This is a genomic window from Acidovorax sp., from assembly GCF_047607405.1.
Taxonomy (GTDB): Bacteria; Pseudomonadota; Gammaproteobacteria; order Burkholderiales; family Burkholderiaceae_C; genus Acidovorax.
The window spans coordinates 1-18459 of sequence record NZ_JASGDA010000016.1; the positions used below are offsets into that span (position 1 = coordinate 1).

Annotated in this window: 19 protein-coding genes; 16 read left to right on the top strand and 3 right to left on the bottom strand. The window is 65.1% G+C overall.

Translation table 11 applies throughout. The features are described 5' to 3' along the window. Both QM569_RS02270 and QM569_RS02275 read left to right on the top strand, forming a co-directional pair. A partial coding sequence (locus tag QM569_RS02270) for an efflux RND transporter permease subunit (protein ID WP_414985602.1) occupies positions 1-1288 on the top strand: 1288 nt, incomplete at its 5' end. Between the two features lie 46 nt (positions 1289-1334). Next, positions 1335-2543, top strand: a complete 1209-nt coding sequence (locus tag QM569_RS02275) for an HD-GYP domain-containing protein (RefSeq protein ID WP_414985603.1) — start codon at positions 1335-1337, stop codon at positions 2541-2543. A 302-nt stretch (positions 2544-2845) separates the two neighbouring features. On the opposite strand, the gene QM569_RS02280 is transcribed toward QM569_RS02275, so the two are convergent. Further along, positions 2846-3460 carry a glutathione S-transferase family protein gene (locus QM569_RS02280; protein WP_414985604.1) on the bottom strand — a complete coding sequence of 205 codons (615 nt, stop codon included), beginning with the start codon at positions 3458-3460 and terminating at the stop codon, positions 2846-2848. Between the two features lie 95 nt (positions 3461-3555). Here QM569_RS02280 and purB point away from each other — a divergent pair, with 95 nt between their 5' ends. Together purB and QM569_RS02290 are read left to right on the top strand one after the other, a co-directional pair. Beyond that, positions 3556-4935: an adenylosuccinate lyase gene (gene purB / locus QM569_RS02285; protein WP_414985605.1), complete on the top strand. Its 1380-nt coding sequence runs from the start codon at positions 3556-3558 to the stop codon at positions 4933-4935. Positions 4936-5001: 66 nt separating this feature from the next. Then, positions 5002-5562: a YaeQ family protein gene (locus QM569_RS02290; RefSeq protein WP_414985606.1), complete on the top strand. Its 561-nt coding sequence runs from the start codon at positions 5002-5004 to the stop codon at positions 5560-5562. A gap of 29 nt (positions 5563-5591) precedes the next feature. On the opposite strand, the gene QM569_RS02295 is transcribed toward QM569_RS02290, so the two are convergent. After that, complete coding sequence (locus QM569_RS02295; protein WP_414985607.1) at positions 5592-6026, bottom strand: DUF3717 domain-containing protein; 435 nt, start codon at positions 6024-6026, stop codon at positions 5592-5594. Between the two features lie 352 nt (positions 6027-6378). Here QM569_RS02295 and QM569_RS02300 point away from each other — a divergent pair, with 352 nt between their 5' ends. Both QM569_RS02300 and QM569_RS02305 read left to right on the top strand, forming a co-directional pair. Next, positions 6379-7128 carry a TerC family protein gene (locus tag QM569_RS02300; protein ID WP_414985608.1) on the top strand — a complete coding sequence of 250 codons (750 nt, stop codon included), beginning with the start codon at positions 6379-6381 and terminating at the stop codon, positions 7126-7128. Next, positions 7128-7553: a hypothetical protein gene (locus tag QM569_RS02305; RefSeq protein WP_414985609.1), complete on the top strand. Its 426-nt coding sequence runs from the start codon at positions 7128-7130 to the stop codon at positions 7551-7553. The genes QM569_RS02300 and QM569_RS02305 overlap by 1 nt, the downstream gene beginning before the upstream one ends. Positions 7554-7572: 19 nt before the next feature. Here the strand turns inward: QM569_RS02305 and QM569_RS02310 are convergent, their stop codons facing one another. After that, complete coding sequence (locus tag QM569_RS02310; RefSeq protein WP_414985610.1) at positions 7573-9096, bottom strand: M48 family metalloprotease; 1524 nt, start codon at positions 9094-9096, stop codon at positions 7573-7575. 72 nt (positions 9097-9168) lie between these two features. Between QM569_RS02310 and QM569_RS02315 the strand changes: the two genes are divergently transcribed. The 10 genes from QM569_RS02315 to QM569_RS02360 all read left to right on the top strand — a co-directional run bounded on the left by QM569_RS02315 (position 9169) and on the right by QM569_RS02360 (position 18431). Continuing rightward, positions 9169-9750, top strand: coding sequence for a Uma2 family endonuclease (locus QM569_RS02315; RefSeq protein ID WP_414985611.1), 582 nt, complete (start codon positions 9169-9171; stop codon positions 9748-9750). Then, positions 9747-10223, top strand: coding sequence for a cyclic pyranopterin monophosphate synthase MoaC (moaC, locus tag QM569_RS02320; protein ID WP_414985612.1), 477 nt, complete (start codon positions 9747-9749; stop codon positions 10221-10223). The genes QM569_RS02315 and moaC overlap by 4 nt, the downstream gene beginning before the upstream one ends. 50 nt (positions 10224-10273) lie before the next feature. Further along, positions 10274-11599, top strand: coding sequence for a nucleotide sugar dehydrogenase (locus tag QM569_RS02325; RefSeq protein WP_414985613.1), 1326 nt, complete (start codon positions 10274-10276; stop codon positions 11597-11599). Positions 11600-11654: 55 nt separating this feature from the next. Beyond that, on the top strand, positions 11655-13433 hold the full coding sequence (locus QM569_RS02330; protein WP_414985614.1) for an ABC transporter ATP-binding protein: 1779 nt from the start codon (positions 11655-11657) through the stop codon (positions 13431-13433). A gap of 98 nt (positions 13434-13531) precedes the next feature. Beyond that, entirely contained in the window at positions 13532-14545 is a 1014-nt protein-coding gene (locus QM569_RS02335; protein ID WP_414985615.1) for a glycosyltransferase family A protein, read from the top strand. Next, positions 14542-15474 (top strand): glycosyltransferase, encoded by a 933-nt coding sequence (locus QM569_RS02340; RefSeq protein WP_414985616.1) that lies wholly within the window; start codon positions 14542-14544, stop codon positions 15472-15474. The genes QM569_RS02335 and QM569_RS02340 overlap by 4 nt, the downstream gene beginning before the upstream one ends. Before the next feature lie 66 nt (positions 15475-15540). Next, positions 15541-15792 carry a CopG family transcriptional regulator gene (locus QM569_RS02345; RefSeq protein WP_414985617.1) on the top strand — a complete coding sequence of 84 codons (252 nt, stop codon included), beginning with the start codon at positions 15541-15543 and terminating at the stop codon, positions 15790-15792. A 13-nt stretch (positions 15793-15805) separates the two neighbouring features. Beyond that, complete coding sequence (locus QM569_RS02350) at positions 15806-16189, top strand: putative toxin-antitoxin system toxin component, PIN family (RefSeq protein WP_414985618.1); 384 nt, start codon at positions 15806-15808, stop codon at positions 16187-16189. Positions 16190-16194: 5 nt separating this feature from the next. Beyond that, positions 16195-17295 carry a UDP-galactopyranose mutase gene (glf, locus tag QM569_RS02355; RefSeq protein ID WP_414985619.1) on the top strand — a complete coding sequence of 367 codons (1101 nt, stop codon included), beginning with the start codon at positions 16195-16197 and terminating at the stop codon, positions 17293-17295. Between the two features lie 2 nt (positions 17296-17297). Then, a complete protein-coding gene (locus QM569_RS02360; protein ID WP_414985620.1) occupies positions 17298-18431 on the top strand; it encodes a glycosyltransferase family 4 protein in 1134 nt (377 codons plus the stop codon). The last annotated feature ends 28 nt before the right edge of the window (positions 18432-18459 follow it).

Below are 18459 nucleotides of genomic sequence, written 5' to 3' on the forward strand. Positions count from 1 at the left end.
CGCACTTCCGATCGGCGGCGCGGCCGAGGCGCGCCGCGCCACGCTCACGCTGCGCATGGCGCCGCGCGGCCAGCGCCCGCTCAAGCAGCAGATCGAAACCCGCCTGCGCGCGGCCCTGGCCGACCTGCCCGGCGTGCGCGTGAAGGTGGGCCTGGGCGGCTCGAACGACAAGTACATACTGGCCCTGGCCAGCGAAGACCCGCAGGCCCTGGCCGCCGCCGCGCGCGAGGTGGAGCGCGGCCTGCGCACCATCCCCGGCATCGGCAACGTGGGGTCGAACGCCAGCCTGGTGCGGCCCGAGATCGCGGTGCGCCCCGACTTCGCCCGCGCTGCCGACCTGGGCGTGACCAGCAGCGACATTGCCGAGACCCTGCGCGTGGCCACGCTGGGCGACTACGAGCAGTACCTGCCCAAGCTCAACCTCGCGCAGCGGCAGGTGCCCATCGTCGTGCGCCTGGCGGACGCGGCGCGCACCGACCTGTCGGTGCTGGAGCGCCTGGCCGTGCCCGGCACGCGCGGCCCGGTGCGGCTGGGCGAGGTCGCCACGCTGGAGGTGGCGGGCGGCCCGGCGGTCATCAGCCGCTACGACCGGGCGCGCAACGTGCAGTTCGAGATCGAGCTGGGCGAGCGCGGCCTGGGCGAAGTGGCCGAGGCCATCGACGCCCTGCCCGCCGTTGCAGCGCTGCCGCCCAGCGTGCGCAAGATCGACGTGGGCGACGCCGAGATGATGGGCGAGCTGTTCGCCAGCTTCGGCCTGGCCATGCTGACGGGCGTGCTGTGCATCTACATCGTGCTGGTGCTGCTGTTCAAGGACTTCCTGCAGCCCGTCACCATCCTCGCGGCGCTGCCGCTGTCGCTGGGCGGGGCCTTCGTGGCGCTGCTGATCGCGGGCAAGAGCTTCTCGATGCCCTCGCTCATCGGCCTCATCATGCTCATGGGCATCGCCACCAAGAACTCCATCCTGCTCGTCGAATACGCCATCGTGGCGCGGCGCGAGCACGGCATGAGCCGCCTGGACGCGCTGCTGGACGCCTGCCACAAGCGCGCCCGGCCCATCATCATGACCACGCTGGCCATGGGCGCGGGCATGCTGCCCATCGCGGCGGCCTGGGGCGGGGCGGACATGAGCTTTCGCTCGCCCATGGCGGTGGCGGTGATCGGCGGGCTGATCACGTCCACGGTGCTGAGCTTGCTGGTGGTGCCTGCGGTGTTCACCTACATCGACGACCTGGCGCAGAGGCTCAGGCGCCTGGCGGGCAAGAAGAGCGGGCAAACCCCCGCTTCATGAGGGTGTGCCGGCGGCGCGCAATTGTTAGACAATGTAAGTGCCGTCCATGAACCTCGTCCGCCTGAACATCGACACCATCCCCCTCGGCCAGCCGCTGCCCTTCGTGCTGCGGGGGGCGGATGGCGCGCTGCTGGCGCAAAAGGGCTACGTCATCCGCAACCGGGCCGACCTGGCCAGCCTGGTGGCGCGGGGCCGGGCGCTGTGCGTGGACACGGACGAATCGGGCGACAGCCACCGCGCCTACCTGGCCCAGCTGCAGCGCATGCTGATGGCCGACACCAGCCTGGGCGATATCGCGGCGGTGCAGATGACGGCGGCGCAGGAGTCCGCCCGCCGCGCCCGCACGGGCCGCGCCCTGCCCGACTGGCCCGGGCTGCAGCTGCGCGCCACCCAGCTGCTGCGCGCGCCGCAGGCGGGCGGCGACTTTGGCGGGCGCTTTCAGGCGCTGCACGGCGAACTGGCCCGGCACTCTGAGCACTCGCCCGACGCGGCGTTGCTGGCCCTGGTCTATCTGTCGGCGCAGGAGACGCGCATGTACAGCGCCACCCACGCCCTGCTGGTGAGCTGCATCACCATGGTGGTGGCGCGCGAGATGCTGCAGTGGCCCGCGCAGCCGGTGCAGCAGCTCGGGCAAGCGGCGCTCAGCATGAACATCGCCATGACCGGGCTGCAGGACCAGCTGGCCTTGCAGAAAGAGCCGCTCACGGCCGCGCAGATCGCCGCCGTCGAGAACCACGCGGCGCACTCCGAGGCCCTGCTGCGCGACCTGGGCGTGGCCGACCCAGAGTGGCTGGAGGCCGTGCGCTGCCACCACCACCGCGCGCCGGGGCCGCTGGCCAAGAAGACGCCCGCGCAGCAGATGGCCCGGCTGATCCAGCGCGCCGACATCTTCGGCGCCCGCATCGCCCCCCGCGCTGCGCGCTGGCCCATGCCCGTCACGGCCGCCATGCAGGCCAGCTACTACGACGAGGAGCACCAGGTGGACGAGGCGGGCTCGGCGCTGGTCAAGGCGCTGGGCGTCTATCCGCCCGGGGCGTTCGTGCGCCTGGCGAGCCACGAGGTGGGCGTGGTCGTGCGCCGCGGCGCGACGGCCACCACGCCGCGCGTGGCCGTGGTGGCCAACCGCGACGGCATGCCCACGGGTGAGCCCATCCCGCGCGACACCGGCATGCCGCCCTGGAAGATCGCGGGCCCGGTGGCGTTCAAGGACGTGCGCGTCAAGCTGCCGCTGGAGCGGCTGCTGCCACTGGCGTGACGCCGGTGCAGCCCGCTGCGCGCAAAGATTCTTTACGTTTCCTTGTCAAAAGAAACGCCCCAGGGGCTGGAACTTTGGCGGGCTGGCCTTACTCTATCCCCCGTGCGGCGCCATGGCGCTGCACACAGTTTTCGTGTTGCGAAGCCTTTCGGGCCCCCGGGCTCCGACTGACCTCCTGGAGCGCTTCTCCTCCCTCCCTCTCTAAATTCGTTTCGGGACGCTTCGCAACCTTTTTATTCCCCGCCAAAAAGCACGCCCTCTGAAAAGAGGGCGTGCTTTTTGCGTTGAAGGCGGGCCGTGCGTCAGTGCGGCTTGGTGTCGGCAAAGCTCGGGCGCAGCATCAGCTTGTCCAGCAGTTTGCCCAGGTTGGGGTACTCGCCGCGCCAGGCGATCTCGGGAAAACGGAACTCCAGCCAGCCCAGGGCGCAGCCCACGGCGATGTCCGACAGGCTCAGGTGGATGCCGCTGCAAAACGGCTTGTCGCCCAGCCCTTGGCTCATGGACTTGAGGCTGGCCTGCACCTTGCCCAACTGGCGGTCGATCCACGCCTGGCTGCGCTCGCTGTCCTGGCGCAGCGCCCAGGTGGCCTCCATGCGCGCCAGGATGGCGGCGTCGGCCAGGCCGTCGGCCAGCGCCTCCCAGGTCTTGACCTCGGCGCGCTCGCGGCCCTGCGGCGGGATGAGCTTGCCCACGGGCGAGAGCGTGTCCAGGTACTCCACGATCACGCGCGAGTCGAACACGGCCTCGCCGCCTTCCATCACCAGGCAGGGCACCTTGCCCAGGGGGTTGGATGCGGCGATGCCGGTGCCCTGGGACCAGACATCCTCTTGCACGAACTGGTAGTCGAGCTTCTTCTCGGCCATCACGACGCGCACCTTGCGGACGTAGGGGCTGGTGGTGGAGCCGATCAATTTCATGGTGTGTTTCCAGGGCGAAGGTGATGTGTCTGAACGATTCTATCGGCGGCATGGCGCGGCGCGTGGCGCACGGCCAACACCTACAATCGCCACCCATGAGCCTGTCTTCCATCACCGCCCTTTCGCCGCTCGACGGCCGCTACGCCAGCAAACTCGCCGCCCTGCGCCCGATCATGAGCGAACACGGCTACATGCACCGCCGCGTGCAGGTGGAGGTGGCCTGGTTCATCGCCCTGTCCGACGCGGGTTTTGACGAATTCAAGCCGCTCACCACCGGAGCGCGCGCTTACTTGCTGGGCCTGGTGAAGAACTTCTCCGAGGCCGATTCCGCCGCCATCAAGCAGATCGAGAAGACCACCAACCACGACGTGAAGGCCGTCGAATACTGGATCAAGAGCAAGTTCGAGGCCCGGCCCGAGCTGACGAAAGCCGCCGAGTTCGTGCATTTCGCCTGCACCAGCGAGGACATCAACAACACCAGCCACGCGCTGCAGCTGCGCTCGGGCCGCGACCAGGTGGTCCTGCCCGGGCTGGACCGCATCGCGCTCAAGCTGCGCGAGATGGCGCACGCCCATGCCGACGTGCCCATGCTGTCGCGCACGCATGGCCAGACGGCCAGCCCCACCACCGTGGGCAAGGAGATGGCGAACGTGCTGGTGCGCCTGCACGGCGCGATGGAGCGCATCGCCGCCGTCAAGATCATGGGCAAGATGAACGGTGCCGTGGGCAACTACAACGCCCACCTGTCGGCCTGGCCCGGCTTCGACTGGGAAGCGTTCTCTAAGCGCGTGGTGGAGACGCCCGAGCCCCTGGGCCTGGGCCTGACCTTCCAGCCGTATTCCATCCAGATCGAGCCGCACGACTACATGGCCGAGCTGTTCGACGCCGTGGCGCGCGCCAACACCATCCTCATCGACCTGTCGCGCGACATCTGGGGCTACGTGAGCCTGGGCTACTTCAAGCAGCGGCTGAAGGCGGGCGAGATCGGCTCGTCCACCATGCCGCACAAGGTCAACCCCATCGACTTCGAGAACGCCGAGGGCAACCTGGGCCTGGCGAACGCCCTGCTGCGCCACCTGAGCGAGAAGCTGCCCGTCAGCCGCTGGCAGCGCGACCTGACCGACAGCACCGTGCTGCGCAACATGGGCGTGGCGCTGGGCTATGCGGCGCTGGCGTATGCCTCGCTGCTCACGGGCCTGAACAAGCTGGAGCTGAACGACGAAGCCCTGGCCGCCGACCTGGACGCGAGCTGGGAAGTGCTGGCCGAGCCCATCCAGACCGTCATGCGCCGCTTTGGCGTGCAGGGCGCGTATGAAAAGCTCAAGGAAGTCACGCGCGGCAAGACCGTGACGGCCCAGGCGCTGCACGGCCTGATCCAGTCGCTGGAAATCCCCCAGGCCGAGAAGGACCGCCTGCTCGCCATGACGCCCGGCAGCTACACGGGCAAGGCGGCGGAGCTGGCGCGGCGCGCCTGAAACTTATAGCCTTTTTGGCCTCCAGCGCTTGTCCAGCAAGCGCTGATAGCTATTAAATCAAGAGCAATGGCCCTCAAATCCACCATCTTCAAGGCGAACCTCGCCATCGCCGACATCGACCATGGCTACTACGCCGACCACGCCCTGACCCTGGCGCGCCACCCCAGCGAGACGGACGAGCGCATGATGATCCGCCTGGCGGCCCTGGCCCTGCAGGCGCACCAGCTGAACGACCTGTGCCACGGCGACGGCACGCTGGCCTTTGGCGCGGGGCTGTCGGACCCGGACGACCCGGACGCCTCGCTGACCGACTTCACGGGCCGCAAGCGCGTGTGGATCGAGGTGGGCCAGCCCGAGGACAAGCCCCTGTCCAAAGCCTGCAGCCAGGCGGACGCGGTGGTGGTGTATTGCTTTCACCACGCGGCGGAAGTGTGGTGGAAGGGCATTCAAACCAAGCTCACGCGGCTGGACAAGCTGCAGGTCTGGCGCGTGCCCGCCGAGGCATCGCAGGCCCTGGCGCAACTGGCCGAGCGCAGCATGCAACTACAGGCCACGGTGCAGGAAGGCGCCATCACCCTCAGCAGCCACCTGGGCAGCGTACACGTGGAGCCCATCCGCTGGAAATAAGAGCCGAATCGGCCTCCAGCGCGCATCCATCAAGCGCTATCAGCTCCTGAATTTGTAGCATTTTCCGCCGCCCGCTCGGCATAGCGGTTGAAGCGCCAGGCCGCATGCTCCAGCGTGATGCGGCGCCACACCGCGCGTTTTTCGGCGGGTGTGAACGCGGGCCAGTGCTGCACCTCGTCGAAGCTGCGCCCGCAGCCCTTGCACCAGTCGTCGCCCTGGCTGGTGGAGCAGATGGCGATGCAGGGCGTGTCCGCCGTGGTGGCGTACCAGGCCAGCCAGGCGGCCCGCGCGGCTGGCGGCAGGCCGTCTTCGTCCACGGCGTCCTCGTGCCGATAGACCATCACCGCATAGACCTCGGCCAGCGCGCGCGTCTCGGGCGCCAGCGTGATGCCGTCGGGCGAGGGCGCGCGGGCGCGCCAGTGGTTGATGGCGGCTTCGATGTCGGTGATGTGGATGGCGGCCATGGGCGGGGCAGGAAGGGGGGCAGCGATCATAGCCCTGCGCAATAACCCTATGGCGCCGTACTTGCGCTCGGGCGCTGGCAATGTTCCAATGACCGATTCGAGGGGGAGTAGCTCCCGGCCCGCCGCCCCGGCAGGCCATCGGAACCGTCGTCAGTACGAAGCGCAGCGCCGCTTCCGGCGGTCCGGGTCCCGGCAAGCCCAGGGCGCGCCAGACCGAGCAAGACCTTTGATGGGCCCGGCAGGGCTTCGATCAAGGCTTTCCTTCGCATGTCCTCGGGTGTCGCGCCAGCAGCCTTGATCGTTTCCCTGCCCGCCGATACCCTGTCACCCGCATGAACCGACAAGAGGAAACATGGACTTTCTAGCTTCGCCCGAATTCTGGATCGCACTCGGCCAGATCATCATCATCGACATCCTGCTGGGCGGCGACAACGCCGTCGTCATCGCCCTGGCCTGCCGCAAGCTGCCGCCCGCCCAGCGCACCAAGGGCATCATCTGGGGCACGGCGGGCGCCATCGTGCTGCGCGTGATCCTGATCGCCTTTGCGATGACGCTGCTGTCGCTGCCCTTCCTCAAGTTCGCGGGCGCGCTGCTGCTGGTGTGGATCGGCGTGAAGCTGCTGGCCCCCGACGAGGAAGGCCATGGCGACGTGCAGGGCAGCGACCGGCTGCTGGCCGCCATCAAGACCATCATCGTCGCCGACCTGGTGATGAGCGTGGACAACGTGATCGCCATCGCGGGCGCGGCGCAGAACTCGGGCGAGCACTCGTTCCTGCTGGTCGTGCTGGGCCTGCTGATCTCCATCCCCATCATCGTCTGGGGCAGCCAGCTCGTCATCAAGCTCATGGAGCGCTTTCCCATCATCATCACGGCGGGCGGCATGCTGCTGGGCTGGATCGCGGGCGGCATGCTGGTGACGGACCCGGCCTTCGTCAACCCCGACAAGTGGCAGTGGATGTTCAAGCTGCCGCTGGACGCGGCGAGCGGCGAGGTGCTGCCCGCCATCAAGTACGGCGCCTGCGTGGCCGGCGCCCTGCTGGTGCTGGCGGCGGGCAAGTTCATCCTGGCGCGCCGCGCCGCCGCCGCGCCTGCGGAGCATTGATGCCAGACCGAGTCATCGTCTATGTGGACGACGCGGCGCATGCGCAGCAAGTGCTGGCGCCCCTGTTCGCCCGGGACGCCGCTGCCCGCACGCAGTGGGTGCTGGTGGCCTGCGCGCCCCGCATGACGCACCGCATCAGCAAGTGGGTGAGCCACAGCGCGCGCGAGAACTGGCGCACCAAGTGGGCCGAAAAGCTGTTCACCCAGATGCTGCCCGTGCTGCGCGCCCCGGCGGGCGCCGTGACCACGGTGGTCGCCAAGGGCCCGCTGGCCGAATTCACCGAGCAGCTGCAGGCCGGGCATGCCCGGGCGGCCCAGGTGGTGGATGCGCGGCGGCCCAAGTCCGACGCCGCGCCTGGCGCACCCGGCGCGCTCGGCAGCCTGCTGACGGGCCTGGGCCTGTGGTGGGTGCTGGCGCTGGACTGAACGAGCCGTGCTGATCGCGTCAGCGCTCGGCGGCCTGTTCTTTCAGAAGTGACTGCACGGCGCGCAGCCGCGTGTCGATGATGGACGCCTCGATGTGGTCCACCTCGGGCCCGCCGCGCCGCGCCAGGTCCTGGCCCGCCTTGAAGCGGTCCACCGCCGCCGCGTAGTCGTAGCGCGCGGCCTGGGCCTCGGCCTCGGCCCGCACGGCGCGCAGCGGCTGGCCCTGGGCCTGCCAGGCCGACGCCAGCAGCTGCCACGCGGTGGCGTCCTGGGGGTGCAGGGCCACCCAGCTTTGCAGGGCGCTTGCGCCCTCGCCGCCGCGCCCGGCGCGCTGCAGGGCCTGCGCGCGCAGCACCAGCTCGGGCCTGCGGGTGGGGGGCTGCTCCCGATCCAAGGTGTTCAGCGCGGCCTGCGCGTTGCCCGCTGCCAGCGCGATCTCTGCCGCCAGCAGCCGCGCCAGCCGCCGGGCGGCCGGGTCGTCGCGCACCAGCTCCTGCAGCTTGCCCACCGCCGCGCGCGCGCCGTCGGCATCGCGCAACTGGCTGCTGCCCAGCGCGGCCGCATACAGGCTGGCCGCGCGCCGGTGCGCGGGCTGGGCCGCGAAGCTGCTGCCCTGCGGCTCTGCCACCCACTGGCGCAGCGTGTCCACGCCGGGGTTGGACAGCACGCGGGCCCGCGCGGCCACCAGGGCGTGCTCCAGCGTGGGCGCGGGCGCCGCCGCAGGCGCGGCGCCCGGGGGGGTGCGCGCATGCATGTCCGCCATGCGCTCGGTGGTCAGCGGGTGGCTGCGCAGGTAGGGCCACGAGCCGTTGTCGTTGAGCCGGTTGGCCTGCTGGAGCTTGTCGAACATGCTCACGAAGCCCTGCGGCGCAAAGCCCGCAGGGGCCATCAGCCCGTAGCCGATGCGGTCTGCCTCGCGCTCCATGTCGCGCGAGAAGTTGAGCTGGTTCTGTATCGCCAGCGCCTGCCCGCCCACCACCAGCGCCTGCGTGGCGCCCGGGTTCTTGCTGGCCGCCAACGCCCCCAGAACCATCGCGCCCAGCAGCAGCGGCGTCTGCTTGGCCTGGCTGGCCATCAGGCGCGCTATGTGGCGCTGGGTGACGTGGCTCAGCTCGTGCGCCAGCACCGAGGCCAGCTCGTCCCGCGTGGCCACCACGCCGATCAGGCCCAGGTGGACGCCGAAGTAGCCGCCCGGCAGCGCGAAGGCGTTCACCGAGCGGTCGCGGCCCAGCAGAATCTCCCAGGCGAAGCGCTCGTCCAGCTCGGGCGACAGCTCGCCGCGCTCCTTGGCGGCCTTGACCAGCGCCAGGAACAGGCCCTGCACGTATTCATGCACGACGGCGTCGTCGATGTAGTCCGGGTCGCGGTACAGCTCGCGGATGATGCGGTCGCCCAGGCGGCGCTCCGCGCTGGTGGTCAGGTCGGCGCCGTCGCCCAGCGATGGCAGCGCAGGCTGGGCCAGGGCGGAGTTTGCTATCAATAGTGAAGCTACCAGCGCTTTAAGGATAAGCGCTAGAGGCCAAAAACGCTTGAAATCTGGCATAGGGTCGAACAGAATGACATCCCCGTATGATGCCCCTGCCTGCCGAATGTTTCGCAAGACGGGAGAACGCCCATGAATACCGCCACCCAACCCCAGGAGCACTGCAGCGTCGAGGACTACCTTGAAGGCGAGCAGCACACCGACGCCAAGCACGAATACCTGGCGGGCCAGATCGTTGCCATGGGCGGGGCCAGCGACCGGCATGGTCTGATCGCCATGTCGCTGGCCGCCTGGCTGCTGCCCCATGCCCGGCGCAAGGGCTGCCAGGTTTTCAGCTCGGACATGAAGGTGCGCATCGACCACGAAGGCGACAGCTGGTTCTATTACCCCGATGTGGCGCTCATCTGCGACCCAGCCGACCGCGAATCGCCCTACTACCGCCGCAACCCCTGCCTGCTGGTCGAAGTGCTCTCCCCCAGCACCGAGCACATCGACAGCCGTGAAAAACTGCTGGCCTACCGCCTGCTGCCCGGCCTGCACGAGTACCTGATGCTGCGCCAGGACCGCGCCCAGGCCGACCTGTACCAGCGCGGCAGCGATGGCCGCTGGCAGCACTGGCGCTTTGTGAACGCAAGCGACGCGCTCCCCCTGGCCTGCCTGGACGCGCAACCCACCCTGCGCGACATTTACGCCGACCTGCCCGAGCTGCTGTGACGCCCCCCCTGACCCACTTCGACGCCCAAGGCCAGGCCCACATGGTGGACGTGGGCGCCAAGCCCGCCACGCACCGCACGGCAGTCGCCACGGGCCGCATCACCCTGCAGCCAGCCACCCTGGCCATCATTGAAAGCGGCACCGCCAAGAAAGGCGACGTTCTGGGCGTGGCCCGCATCGCGGGCATCATGGCCGCCAAGAAGACCAGCGAGCTGATCCCCCTGTGCCACCCCCTGGCCCTGACCCGGGTGGCGGTGGACTTTGCATTGCAGCCCGCAGAACACGCCGTGCAATGCACAGCCACCGTCGAAACCGTGGGGCCGACCGGCGTGGAAATGGAAGCCCTGACCGCCGTGCAGGTGGCCCTGCTGACCGTCTATGACATGTGCAAGGCCGTGGACAAGCGCATGCAGATCGAGGGCGTGCGGGTGCTGGAAAAACATGGCGGAAAATCGGGCAGCTTCGTGGCGTAGCCAGGCCCGCATACATTTGAGGCCAGCGCCCACACCAACCCTGGATAGAAATGCCCACCGAACTCCCCGCCAGCCCCTTGCTGGCCTCATTGCAAGACAAGATCGCGCAGCGCAAGGCCCGCGTGGGCATCTACGGCCTGGGCTACGTGGGCCTGCCGCTGGCCCTGCGCTTTGCCGAGGTGGGTGTACCCGTCACGGGCTTTGACATCGACGCCGCCAAAATCCAGCAGCTCAACGCGGGCGGCAGCTACATCGAGCGGTTGACGCCCGACCGCATCCAGCAGGCGCACGCGCAAGGCTTCGAGGCCACCACCGACTTCGCGCGCACCGCCGAGGTGGACGCCCTCATCATCTGCGTGCCCACGCCCCTGAATGCCCACCGCGAGCCCGACCTGAGCTTCATCGTCAACACCATCGAAGCCGCGCTGCCCCACATGCGCCCCGGCCAGCTCGTCAGCCTGGAAAGCACCACCTGGCCCGGCACCACCGACGAGGTGCTGGCGCCCCGCCTACGCGCGCGGGGCCTGGAGCCGGGCGAGAACTGCGCCCTGGTCTTCTCCCCCGAGCGCGAGGACCCCGGCAACCCCGACTACGGCACCAAGGACATCCCCAAGGTCATCGGCGGCCACACGCCGCGCTGCCTGGCGCTGGGCACGGCCCTGTACCAGCACGCCATCCAGACCCTGGTACCCGTCAGCAGCACCCGCGCGGCCGAGATGACCAAGCTGCTGGAGAACATCCACCGCAGCGTCAACATCGGCCTGGTCAACGAGATGAAGATCGTGGCCGACAAGATGGGCATCAACATCCACGAAGTGATCGACGCCGCCGCCACCAAGCCCTTCGGCTTCGTGCCTTACAGGCCCGGCCCCGGCCTGGGCGGGCACTGCATCCCCATCGACCCGTTCTACCTGACCTGGAAGGCGCGCGAATACGGCGTGAACACCCGGTTCATCGAACTGGCGGGCGAAATCAACCACCACATGCCGCACTGGGTGGTGGGCAAGGTGGCGGACGCGCTGAACGACCGGGGCAAGGCCATCAAGGGCAGCAGGATTCTTGTTCTGGGCCTGGCCTACAAGAAGAACATCGACGACACGCGCGAATCACCCGCCGTGGAAATCATGGACCTGCTGCAGGCCAAGGGCGCGCACATTGATTACAGCGACCCGCATGTGCCGGTGTTTCCGCGCAAGCGGGACTATCACTTTGACTTGAAGTCGGTGGTGCTGAACGCCGACACGCTGACGGGCTATGACTGCCTGATCCTCGCCACGGATCATGACGGCTTTGACTACGCACTGCTGCAGAACGCACGACTCATTGTCGATACGCGTGGGCGGCTCGCGCCCGCGTCGAACGTTGTTGCCGCATAAATGCCCCAGTGGGCTGCAAGCGCGATGATTACGCACACACCCAGGCGGTGATTTCATGCACGCAACCCTTCGGAAAGTCTGGGCGTTGTTCACACCCGGTGAGCAACGCAAAACCGTGCTAATGATCGGGCTGGTGATATTGATGGCCATGGCTGAAACGGTCGGCGTCATCTCGATCGTGCCCTTTTTGTCCGTATTGGGCCGCATGGACGTGATCCAGGAGAACGCGTGGCTGCGCGCCATCTACCAGTACTTCGGTTTCACGAACACACGAAGCTTCATCGTTGCGCTGGGTCTTGTGTCCATGACGGTCGTGGTGGTGTCGTCACTATTCAAAACGGTCACCCTGCATGCCGTCAACCGCTTCATCTACATGCTTCGCCATTCGCTCAGCACGCGGCTGCTTTCGTGTTATTTGCACCAGCCGTATGAATTCTTTCTGAGGAGAAACCCGTCAGAACTGTCGAAAAACGTGCTGTCCGAAGCCGATCAGATCACCTTCAATCTGCTCCAGCCCCTGTCGTTGCTCATCGCGCACGGCACCGTCGTGTTCGCGATGATCGTGCTGATCTTTGCCTACGACCCGTGGATGGCCGTTGCCATCGTCGCGGGTGTAGCCATGCTTTACAGCGCCATTTTTCTCGTCGTGCGCCGCCGCCTGGTGCGTATTGGGCAACAGCGTCAGCAGGCGGACGCGGGTCGGTATCAAAGCTGTGCAGAGGCGTTGGGCGGCATCAAGGACGTAAAAGTCACGCATACTGCCAAGGTCTGGCTGGACGCCCATACCCGCAACTCGCGCGAGTTCTCTCGCCACATGGCGACGGCTGAAACCATTACCGCATCGCCGCTCTACCTCGTCGAGGCTGTAGGCTACTCGGGTCTAATCCTCATCGCGCTGTTCCTCCTCATGCGCAGCAATGACGTGGCGCATGTGCTGCCTGCGCTGGGCCTGTATGGCTTCGCTGCTTATCGCCTGCTGCCCGCTGCGCAGATCATGTACCGCGGCTTTGCGCGGCTTCAGTATTCGAGTGCAACCCTCGACACCATTCACGGCGACCTGGCATTGCCACAAGCGGCGGAGGATGCGGCGTCCACGCAGCCGCCGATGCCCAGCATGCGACCACAGCGCGAAATACGCCTGAGCGGTGTCCGCTATGCCTACCCATCCACGCCCGGTAAACCCGTGCTTGACGGCCTGGAACTCGTCATTTCCGCCAACACCAGCCTGGGCATCGCCGGTGCCAGTGGCAGCGGCAAAAGCACCTTGATGGATATTCTTCTGGGGCTGCTGCAGCCGCAAGCCGGCGCCCTGAGCGTGGACGGAACGCCCATCACTGCCGACAACCTGCACGCCTGGCAAAGCGCCATTGGCTACGTGCCCCAGCACATCTACCTGAGCGATGCGAGCGTGGCGGAAAACATTGCTTTTGGCGTGCCGAAGGAACTGATCGACATGCAAGCCATAGAAAGCGCTGCCCGCGCCGCGCAACTCCATGATTTCGTGATCAGCGGTTTGCCCCAAGGCTATGCCACCCGTGTCGGCGACCGGGGCATTCGACTCTCCGGCGGCCAGCGCCAGCGCGTGGGCATTGCCCGCGCCCTGTACCGCAATCCGCCGGTGCTGCTGATGGACGAAGCTACCAGTGCGCTGGATGGCGAGACCGAAGCAGCGGTGAATGAATCCATTCGTGCCCTGTCTGGGCAGAAAACCGTGGTGGTGATTGCACATCGGGAGGCTAGTTTGGCAAGTTGCGACCGGGTATTGCAAATACGTCCACAACATTTGGTTATCGCATCGGAGGAGAAAGTCGCAGGAGGCTTGGATTCGCAATGATTTCGTGTGGTATTCATTGCGCTGTACCATAATTGCTTGCGGCGATCATTGAGACATGCATCCGCTTGGTTAATTTTGAGAAACGCTTGAGGATTTTAATGGCGAAGCACGCCGTGTCTATTGTGATTCCCACCACGGGAAAACGTCAAGAGCTCTTGCTGCGCGCCATCAGAAGCACTTGCGTTGATGATGACTCACTTTTCATAAATGTGATCGTAGTTGTCAACGGCCCTGATTCGGATAAATTCATTCTACCCGATGATATTTGCTTATTGGACAATCTTACCGTTGAAGTCATTCGCACCAAGCGAGCAAATGTTAGCCATGCAAGAAATCTAGGAATTGCCAATGCAACCGGAGAACTGCTCAGATTCCTGGATGACGATGATTTTCTCATCCCTAATATTGCAAAAAAACAATATTTAGAATTCATCAAATACTCGGCCGATATAAGCACATATGCCGGCGATATACAAGACGAGACGGGCGAAACATTCCAGACGATCTATCCCGATGGCACAAGCAGCTATGTGTGTGCTGTGTTAGGCCCGAATTGCCCGGCGCTGACATTTGCAAGTGTATATAAGACTGACTTGGTTCGCCACTTGCGATGGAATGAAGAATGGTCCACCACCGAGGATGAAGACTGGATGCGTCGCATCTCACATATGCAAAATCCACGGTGGATTGTCAGCAACGATGCGGTTGGTGTTTGGTATCAGCATTCACGCTGGCGGCTCTCAAAACCCTACCCAACCAATGATTATTATATTAATCGGGCCTTATCTATTGCAAGAACTGTTGCCACCCTAAAGCAAGACAATCGATTGGAGAGGGGGGGGGGGGTTGAAGCGCGCGCCGCTGCCCGTGGATTATGGTCTGCGGTTCACGGGGGATTTTATTTCTCTCCATTCTATTGGAAGGGATTTGCAGAATTGGCCTTGCAACTGGATGGTGCATCGCGCCCGCCCGACAAGATATTTCATTCACTCCCATTCATTCATCCATTGATTATTGAATGGATTTTCTATCCAAAAAGAATAGTTAACCATCTTGCCCGACTGACAAGAGGATGGATTGCTGGATTCGATTCCATTCGGAGAATTTCATGAGAGGTGATGTCTTCACGCGCACAGGATATACCGTGGTTGTTACTTACAATCGCAAGCCTCTGTTGCGCAAGGCACTCGCGGCCCATGCGGCACAGACCTTGCAGCCCGCCCGTCTGCTTATCGTGGACAATGCTTCCACCGATGGCACGCGCGAAATGTTGATAGATGAAGGTTGGCTGGAAAAGCCAAATGTGGAGCTGCTTGCCATGCCAGAAAATACCGGCGGCGCAGGTGGGTTCGCCGCAGGTCTGAAGCACGCCATCAATCAAGGGGCGGAATGGGTTTGGATGATGGACGACGACGCCGAGCCACATCCGCATGCGCTGGAGCAACTGATGCAGGTGGCAACCGATCCCCGTCATGTTTATGGCTCACTGGCGATTTGTGGCGACGAAACGTCGTGGCTGACCACGATACTTGACCCCTCGTTGGGTGAAATATCCAACCCCGCCACAGTTCCCCAAAAAGCCATCGTTCAGTCCCTGCCCTTTCTGGGTTTCCTCATTCATCGTGACTTGGTGGCACGCATCGGACTGCCGGATGCTGGCTATTTCATCGCCGCCGACGATGTGGAGTATTGCGTGCGTGCGCAGCGTGCCGGGGCGCACACCATCATCGCAGGCAGAAGCCGCATAGAACACCCCAAGTCGCGCCCTTACAAGGTGCGTGTATTGGGTCGCACGATTACCTGTCTGGCCCTTCCACCTTGGAAACGCTATTACGACACTCGCAATCGTTTGCTCATTGCTCGCAGGCACTATGGTTTGCGGTTATTCACCCAAACCATTCCCGGCTCCTTCGTGCGTCTGTTTGCTGCATTGTTGAAAGAGCCTCGCAAGTTGGCCCAGACCCATGCTTTCTTCGCGGGGTTCATCGACGGTTTGCTTGGTATCAAAGGCAAACGCCACACGCTCTGGCGCATTGATTGATGCACTGTTACAGCGGCTCCCATAAAATACGCAGTCACCAAAACATCAAATCACCAAGGTGCCACCATGAGCCGTTTGACCATCACCCTGAGCGAACCTCGCTACCGTGCATTGAAGGAAGCCGCAGCCCGGCGCGGCAAGGCCATCGGCGTGTTGATCGACGAGAGCCTGGAGTTCTATGGCATCAAGACCCGCGAGGACGCGCTGGACATCTTTGCGCGCGCGGGTCAGCACAGCAGCCTGCGCCCGGAAGAGGCCCAAGAGCTGGCAACCCAAGAAGTGCGGGCGCATCGCAATGAGAAGCCCAGCCGTCATTGACACCAATGTGGTGGTGGCTGCGCTTGTCACGCCGGGCAAGGACACGCCACCCGCCCAGATCGTGCGCGGCATGCTCCAGGGCGTGTTCCCGTTCGTGATCTCGGACGCTTTGCTGGCGGAATACCTGGACGTACTGAGCCGGGCCAAGCTGCGCAAGGCGCACGGGCTGGCGCCTGCCGACGTGGAGACCCTGCTGGTGGAGCTTGCGCAGCACGGCATCGTCATCAACCCCGCTCCTGGCCCCGCAGCACCAGACCCTGGCGACCAGCACCTGTGGGACCTGTTGGCTGCGCGCAGCGACATGCAGCTCGTTACTGGCGACAAGCTGCTGTTGGCGTCCAAGGACATGGATGATCGAATCGTGACCCCGCAACAATTTCTGTCTTCACCTGCCTGATTTTCATGACCGCCCCTATCCTCATCACCGGCTGCGGCTTTGCCGGCTGCACCGCCGCCCGCGAACTGGCCGACGCAGGCCACCACGTCCACATCATCGACAAACGCCCGCACATTGCCGGCAATGCCTTTGACGAGCCGGACGCGCACGGCGTGCTGGTACACCGCTATGGCCCGCACATCTTTCACACCAACAGCGAGCGGGTGTGGCAGTACCTGTCGCGCTTTACCGAATGGCGGCCTTACGAGCACCGCGTGTTGGGCGTGGTCGATGGCAAGCGCTACCCCTTCCCCATCAACCGCGACACGCTTAATCAGTTGTACGGCCTCGATCTGGACGAAGCGGGCGCAACTGCCTTCTTCGAGCGCGTGCGCGAACCACGCGAGCCGGTGCGCAGCAGCGAGGACGTGGTGCTCAACTCCGTGGGTCGCGATCTGTACGAGAAGTTCTTCCTCAACTACACGCGCAAACAGTGGGGCGTGGAGCCCTCGCAACTCAAGGCCGGGGTGGCCGCACGCATCCCGGTGCGCACCAATACCGACGACCGCTACTTCACCGACACCTTCCAGGCCATGCCGTTGCATGGCTACACAAAGATGTTCGAGCGCATGCTCGCCCACCCCAACATCACCGTGGAGCTGGGCGTGGACTTTGCCGATGTGCGCCAGCGCGGCGGCTGGGGCCATGTGGTCTATACCGGCCCCATCGACGCCTACTTCGGCCATTGCCACGGCCCGCTGCCTTATCGCTCGCTGCGCTTCGAACACGAGCATCTGGCGGGCACCGCACAGTACCAGCCGACGGGCACGGTCAACTACCCCAACGACCACGCCTACACCCGCATCACCGAGTTCAAGCACCTGACCGGGCAGCAGCATGCAGGCACGTCCATCGTGCGCGAGTACCCGCAGGCCGAGGGCGACCCGTATTACCCCATCCCCAGCGACGAGAACGAAGCACTGTTCAAGCGCTACCAGGAACTGGCCGATGTCGAGCCGGGCGTGACCTTCGTCGGTCGCCTGGCCGAGTACCGTTACTACAACATGGACCAGGTGGTGGGTGCGGCGCTGGCGGCAGCGCAGAAGTTGTTGGAGCGTTTGGCTTGAGCATGCGCATCGCCTTCCTCTGCAAACGCCGTTACATGGGCAAGGATGTCATCCTCGATCGCTACGCGCGCTTGTACGAGATACCCGCCCAGCTTGCCCGCCTGGGGCATGAAGTGCGCGGCTACTGCCTTGACTACCACGACGACGCCAGCGCCCGCCAGCAGTGGCAGCACGACGATGCCGCCCCGGGCGCATTGGCGTGGGAGTCGCAACCCGCCGGGTGCTTCAAGCTGTCCCTGCCTGCGTATCCCTGGCAATTATTGAGACGGCTGCGCGACTTCCGTCCGGACGTGCTGATCGGCGCATCCGACATCCCCCACGTTGCACTTGCCGCTTGGCTGGCCCGCAGGCTTGGCGTGCCCTATGCCGTTGATCTGTACGACAACTTCGAAGGGTTTGGCCAGGCACGCATTCCAGGTTTCGTGCCTGCGCTGCGCTGGGCCACGCGCAATGCGGGGCTGGTGCTGACCACCAGTGAGCCGTTGCGCCAGTTGGTGCTGCACGATTACCGCGCTCGGGGCACGGTCGTATCCATGCCCAGCAGCGTCGATTTGCAAGTGTTCCACCCCGCCGACAAGGCTGCGGCGCGCGAGCGCCTGGGCTTGCCGCCCCATGCCCGGCTGATCGGCACGGCGGGCGGCCTGTACCGTGACAAAGGTGTAGAGCCCATCTACCAAGCCTGGCCCCACCTGGCCGCCGAGCACCCAGATTTGCATCTGGTGCTCGCGGGCCCCTACCGTCCCGAGTTGCCGCCGCCACAAGGCGAGCGCGTGCATTATCTGGGCCACCTGTCGCACGCGCAGGTGGCTGAGCTGTTTAGTGCGCTGGACGTGGGCATCATCTCCATTCTGGACACGCCCTTTGGCCGCTACTGCTTTCCGCAAAAGGCGTATGAGATGCTGGCCTGCGGTTTGTGCGTGGCTGTGACGGATATCGGTGAAATGTCAACGCTGTTCGCCGCTACGCCGCAGATCATGTTTCAGTCCGGCGATGCACAAGGGCTTGCTGTCGCTGTCACCAACCAATTGAGCGCACCTGCCGCCCCTGCGGTCGCCATCCACGATTGGAGTGCCCTGATCGGAGAGATCGAGCCGATGCTCGCAGGATTGGTGCAGCCTGCCGATGTGCTACATTAAAAATAGCATCTGATGCTTGTTGTATAAG